We start from the raw sequence: 5,219 nt of genomic DNA, 5'->3' as shown, positions 1-5,219 counted from the left end.
TTATTCCTGTCGCTCCCGTTGGACCTGTTGCTCCCGTTGGACCTGTTGCTCCCGTCGCTCCCGTTGCTCCCGTCGGACCGGTTGGGCCTAGCTTAGGCACTGTCCCATCGCAACTAAAACAACAAGAATCAACATGTACACCATTTTGATTATTACACTCACAATACCCATTTATATTATTGCGCCATGAAGACATGTTGATCCCTTCCTTCAAATTCAATCTTTTAAGTATAAGCAACAAATAAAAAACACCTATCAAATAACCCAGAATAACTTTACTCCGTACATTCTAATAATTATTACATGCGATTCTTACCCCTTTTGCTTGTACTTTTGCCTTCTTACTCAAACGAAATTCTTTTTCTTAATAAAACAGCTTGATGTTCTCGTACTTGGAGCACCTTATTTCTTATAGTTGATGAGGGAGAGTGGGAAGAAAGTTAATAAAAAAGAGGCTTCTTGTTAGGAGTCTTCTTTTTTATTTGTTCTTATAGGCCAAAAGGAAACTATCTTTTTTTCACGAATGTAACCTATGAACATAACTAGGAGGGATAACTATGTACCAAACAATTGAAGGCTTCTTGCAATCATGGACATACGAGACTGAGTCTACTCAAAAAATGCTCGATGTACTAACAGATGAATCTTTGTCACAAGAAATCGCACCTGGGCACTGGACGTTAGGAAGAGTCGCTTGGCATATCGTGACGGCAATTCCTGTTATACTATCTGGCACAGGGCTAAAGTTTGAAGGAGAAACAAAAGATTATCCTGTTCCAACTTCTGCAAAAACAATTGCAGATGAATACCGTAAAGTAAACGCGGCTTTTGTTGAAACACTTCAAAGTAAATGGACTGATAAAGACTTAGCTACTATTAATGACTTCTTCGGTCGTCCTATGCCGAATTCTATATTTTTAATGACACTCATCAATCATCAAAATCACCACCGCGGACAAATGACCGTTTTAATGCGTCAAGCTGGCTTAACAGTTCCTGGCGTGTATGGTCCCGCAAAAGAAGAATGGGCTGCCGCTGGAATGGAAGCACCTAAAATGTAACAACAAAAAAAGACAAGGTGTTTACACATCTTGTCTTTTTCTGTAACTTGTTTCATGTGAAACTATTTTTTTAAAATGGTTGTTTTATGGAAAAGATAGGTTAAAATGAATACATACTATAAAGAGGAGTAACCAAATTGAATACAAAGAATAAAAAAATAGCTCTGGGAACTATTTTATTAACTTCTATTATTGGAGTTATTAGTGTATCTCTTTATTTCACCTATTATGGTACCCCTTGGGGAAAACAAGCAGCAATTACGGAATCAAAAGAGTATATTACAAAATATTTTAATCTAGATGCAGAAGTCAAAAACACTTCTTACGATGCTAAAATGAATAGCTATGCAATCGCCTTTGAAACAAATAAAGACAGAGAGTTTACTATCGAATATAAAAGTCCTAATAACTTTAATATTTCTCCAGGAGTACAAGCGTATTTAAGCAAACACTCCAAATTTACAGAGTAGTAACGAAGCATACATATACAAAAAAGAGTTGGTGTAACGCCAACTCTTTTTTTATTTATTCTTATCAGACTGTTATATCTTCCTTCTCTATATTTTTAATTCCGTAATATGCAATCACAACTCCAATTGCTGCCAATGCTAGTTGAAGGGGAAGAAAAGTTGCCGTTGAAAACATTGGGGTGTTATTAATTGCAATTGATACAACGATAAGGGATGAAACAATTGTAGTTGGCACTGAACCTTTACGCATTCCGAAATATAGTGGAATTAAACTTATTCCCGCAGTTGCAACGGCTAAAGGAACAAGATTTATCCCTTCTTGCATCAATTGATCTACTGTGAATGAATGAGGAAGAATTGAAAAATAGCTATCTATCCCAAAGAAAACTCCTACTACTAAAATATTAGATAAAATAACTGTTATAAATGTTAATGTTGCTGTAATAACCAACTTACTAACCATCATTTTCTTTCGGTTAATTGGATAAGAAAACATAAGTAGTATTGTTTTGTTTTTATATTCACCAATTATTAACCTTGCGATTAACACACTACCAAAAATAATAAATGTTGCTCTTACTAATGTACTAGCCATTAACAAAACCATCTGTGGATCTCTTATTTCTGGATCGCCTTCTATTTGAGAAACGATGCTCGTAAAGATCAGTAATGCCAATATAGCGATATTTGCAATAATCGCTCCCCTTACATACCATCCAAGCTTAAACTTCTTCATTTCTAGCTTCATAAGACGTAGCATAATAGTCCTCCTTTCATTTACATTTTAATCGATATAAATTACCCCTGTTTCACTTAAAATCTGCACTTCATTTTTTGCATCACCAATGGTTCCTAATTTTACATTTTCTGTATTTTCATCTTTCTTAAGTCCTTTTACATTCACCATTACGTCAGACGAATTACTTTTAGCCGTAAGTTTTAAAGAAGTCGGAACACCTTTATACCGTACGCCAATATCTCCTGATTTTGTTTCTACAAATAACGATTTTCCTTCTTTCATATTCTTCAGTAATACTTCCCCCGATGTTGAAGTGATGTTCATATTTGAGTTACTTACATTTGTTATATAGTTATCACCAGTCGTAGACTTTATATTTAATTCTTGTACTGAACTATCTTTTACAGCTAACTCTCCACTTTGCGATATGAATTCACCTTTCTCAGCTGATAGCCCTACAACCATTTCATCTCCAGACTTGCTTTTTGTCACGATACTTTTTACTACTATATCGCTTATTTTCACATCACCCGATTTATTATTTAATACAATTTTATCTATTTCTTTCTTCGGAATAGCTATACATATACTATTTTTCTTCCTAAACGTAAAACCATTAAAAAATCTGGTCTCCGTTTGTTTTTGCTTAACTATAACTTTATTCCCTGCCTGTTCTATTTCGACAGGATCTACCTCTTTATCTAATCGTTTACCTTGAGCCGAAATGACTATTTTGTTAGCTTCTGTACTTTTAAATTCAATATCCCAGTTTTCATTATCCACTTCTATTTCTTTTATATGATTTATCTCAAAAGACTTTTCTTTCTTAAAATCTTTCCCTTGAAATACTTTAAAACCAAAAACCGCACTAGCAATTGTAATGAATAATATTGCAATTACTATTATTTTTTTCACCATTTATACCCCAGTTCATTTTTGTTTTAGGCTCGCTTCACGCCACATCGATCTTGTCGATTTTACGATACGATAAATAACTAATAAAAATTCCTAATAAACAGAGTACAATTGGGATAAATATAAAATCATACATACTTACTTGACCGCTTCCAGGACCTACGTTACTGTTCATTAGCATCCCAATTATTACTGCAGAAGTAATTGTTGTCGGTGTAGATTTCTTTCTCATCCCAAAAAATAAAGGAATTAAGCTTATACCAGATATCATAAATGCACTTATAAAGGTAGCTGGAACAGTAGCTATTATTTCACCCATCGTAATAGGTGTTTCAATTAACCCCATCATTGGGTTCATAAAAAACATGAGCAAACTAATAGTGAACGTAGCAATAATCATGCTGATAAAACAAAAACTAAAAACAATTGTTAATTTCGCCCTCATTAGCAATTTCCTTTGTAATGGGTACATAAACAATAGTTGCATTGTTTTGTTCTTATATTCATCAATTACTAAACGCGATAAAATGACTGCACTAAAAATAAGAAATGTCATTCTTATAAAAATGTTTGCCAAAGTCATATATTTTGTGAAATCAGTGAGTGCTGCGTCTACTTCATCTTTCACTCCCAATCCCATAAGACTTACCGCAGCAAAAATTGCTATAATACAAATTGCTACCCCTTTAAAATAACTAGATAATTTATGTTTCTTCCATTCAAGTTTCATCAATTTAAACATATAAACCAAGCCTCCATTACTGACATAATTATCTCTATGCTACTAACATTCTAATTCCAGCAGTAACTACGCTTAACATTCCTATCATTAGTAGAATTAACAACCATTTCCGCTCTGGTTTCCTATAATATAAAATCCCACTTATGAACATTACGACCAATCCACTTACTAGATTCACTAACAATCCATTAAGCATGAATGCCCTCTCCATCCATTACATTTAAGAAATATTCCTCTAAGGAACTATGTTTCTTATTCATACTTTCAATTTCCACATCGTTCATAATAAGTGCTTTTGAAATGGCTTGCTGCGTCGCCTTCAATTCATACACGCGAATCATATTTCCACTCATTATTTTATAATTTTTTATGCCAAGTTTATCTTCTAAAATATAAGCTGCACGTTTCACATCAGGAACAGTAATTTCAATGTACTCTGTTTGTTTTCCGTTAATACTCTTCATTGAAACTTCTTTTATTAGTTTTCCATTTTGAATTACACCAATTGTATCCGCCATTAGTTCCATCTCACCTAAAATATGACTAGAAACTAACAATGTAATGCCATATTCTTTGCAGAGCATTTTAAATAAGTCTCGTAGCTCTTTAATACCAATTGGATCTAAACCGTTAATTGGCTCATCTAAAATGAGTAATTCTGGCTTTGTCATGATCGCCCTTGCAATACCAAGTCGTTGTTTCATCCCTAATGAAAAATCTTTTACTTTTTTATCATCTATACCGTGCAATTTTACTAAATGTAAAGCATGGTCAATTGCGTTTTTATCGTAATAGCCCATATATTCACAATGTAATTCTAAGTTTTCTTTCGCCGTTAATTTATCATAAAAGATTGGATATTCGATAATTGTCCCCATGCGCTTTAATACTTCATAAGATGTATCCGTTAACTTCTCACCGAAAATTTCAATATCACCGCTCGTCGGTTTTATTAAATTTGTGATCATTTTCATAATCGTTGTTTTACCAGCACCGTTTGGTCCTAAGAAACCGTATATCTCTCCTTTTTTCACATGCATGTTAACGCTAGAAATAACTTCTTTCCCCTTAAACACTTTCGTTAACTGATTCGTTTTTAATATATATGTCATGTCGTTTTCTCCTTTCGCACTACTTTATACTTCTATAATAGACAACGGAAATCTCTTTTTTCTTACCCGTTCCTTACAAATTCCTTACGCTGAAAAAAAAGCTTGTAGAATCTACTTCTCTACAAGCTAAAACTGCATCTTCTTTAATGCAACTGTAAAAATTGTTTTTTCATACGGCTT

General features: G+C 33.5%; 7 protein-coding genes and 1 pseudogene. 2 read left to right on the top strand and 6 right to left on the bottom strand.

Features of this window, described 5'->3' with window-relative positions; translation table 11 throughout:
* Positions 1 to 196: pseudogene (locus MR079_RS27485) on the bottom strand (collagen-like protein); the annotation flags it as partial.
* A gap of 361 nt (positions 197 to 557) precedes the next feature.
* On the opposite strand from MR079_RS27485, the gene MR079_RS27480 reads away from it, so the two are divergent.
* A complete protein-coding gene (locus MR079_RS27480; protein ID WP_139866490.1) occupies positions 558 to 1,061 on the top strand; it encodes a DinB family protein in 504 nt (167 codons plus the stop codon).
* A 137-nt stretch (positions 1,062 to 1,198) separates the two neighbouring features.
* Positions 1,199 to 1,531 carry a YfjL-like protein gene (locus MR079_RS27475; RefSeq protein ID WP_242295004.1) on the top strand — a complete coding sequence of 111 codons (333 nt, stop codon included), beginning with the start codon at positions 1,199 to 1,201 and terminating at the stop codon, positions 1,529 to 1,531.
* 64 nt (positions 1,532 to 1,595) lie between these two features.
* Here the strand turns inward: MR079_RS27475 and MR079_RS27470 are convergent, their stop codons facing one another.
* The 5 genes from MR079_RS27470 to MR079_RS27450 are packed head-to-tail and all read right to left on the bottom strand — an operon-like array spanning position 1,596 to position 5,039.
* Positions 1,596 to 2,291 carry an ABC transporter permease gene (locus MR079_RS27470; RefSeq protein WP_242295003.1) on the bottom strand — a complete coding sequence of 232 codons (696 nt, stop codon included), beginning with the start codon at positions 2,289 to 2,291 and terminating at the stop codon, positions 1,596 to 1,598.
* 24 nt (positions 2,292 to 2,315) lie between these two features.
* Positions 2,316 to 3,188, bottom strand: a complete 873-nt coding sequence (locus tag MR079_RS27465) for a DUF4097 family beta strand repeat-containing protein (protein WP_139866487.1) — start codon at positions 3,186 to 3,188, stop codon at positions 2,316 to 2,318.
* A gap of 34 nt (positions 3,189 to 3,222) precedes the next feature.
* Complete coding sequence (locus MR079_RS27460; RefSeq protein ID WP_139866486.1) at positions 3,223 to 3,927, bottom strand: ABC transporter permease; 705 nt, start codon at positions 3,925 to 3,927, stop codon at positions 3,223 to 3,225.
* 34 nt (positions 3,928 to 3,961) lie between these two features.
* Positions 3,962 to 4,123, bottom strand: a complete 162-nt coding sequence (locus tag MR079_RS27455; protein WP_167496959.1) for a hypothetical protein — start codon at positions 4,121 to 4,123, stop codon at positions 3,962 to 3,964.
* A complete protein-coding gene (locus tag MR079_RS27450) occupies positions 4,116 to 5,039 on the bottom strand; it encodes an ABC transporter ATP-binding protein (protein WP_242295002.1) in 924 nt (307 codons plus the stop codon). The genes MR079_RS27455 and MR079_RS27450 overlap by 8 nt, the downstream gene beginning before the upstream one ends.
* Positions 5,040 to 5,219 lie beyond the last annotated feature (180 nt).

Source organism: Bacillus cereus group sp. BfR-BA-01381, from assembly GCF_022663555.1.
Taxonomy (GTDB): domain Bacteria; phylum Bacillota; class Bacilli; order Bacillales; family Bacillaceae_G; genus Bacillus_A; species Bacillus_A pacificus.
This window is presented reverse-complemented; position numbering and strand designations above follow the sequence as displayed.

What these genes read in the sequence shown, in the direction of transcription:
- MR079_RS27480 (WP_139866490.1), top strand. Translation starts at nt 558, where the DNA reads ATGTACCAAACAATTGAAGGCTTCTTGCAATCATGGACATACGAGACT.
- MR079_RS27470 (WP_242295003.1), bottom strand. Translation starts at nt 2,291, where the DNA reads ATGCTACGTCTTATGAAGCTAGAAATGAAGAAGTTTAAGCTTGGATGG.
- MR079_RS27465 (WP_139866487.1), bottom strand. Translation starts at nt 3,188, where the DNA reads ATGGTGAAAAAAATAATAGTAATTGCAATATTATTCATTACAATTGCT.
- MR079_RS27460 (WP_139866486.1), bottom strand. Translation starts at nt 3,927, where the DNA reads ATGTTTAAATTGATGAAACTTGAATGGAAGAAACATAAATTATCTAGT.
- MR079_RS27455 (WP_167496959.1), bottom strand. Translation starts at nt 4,123, where the DNA reads ATGCTTAATGGATTGTTAGTGAATCTAGTAAGTGGATTGGTCGTAATG.
- MR079_RS27450 (WP_242295002.1), bottom strand. Translation starts at nt 5,039, where the DNA reads ATGACATATATATTAAAAACGAATCAGTTAACGAAAGTGTTTAAGGGG.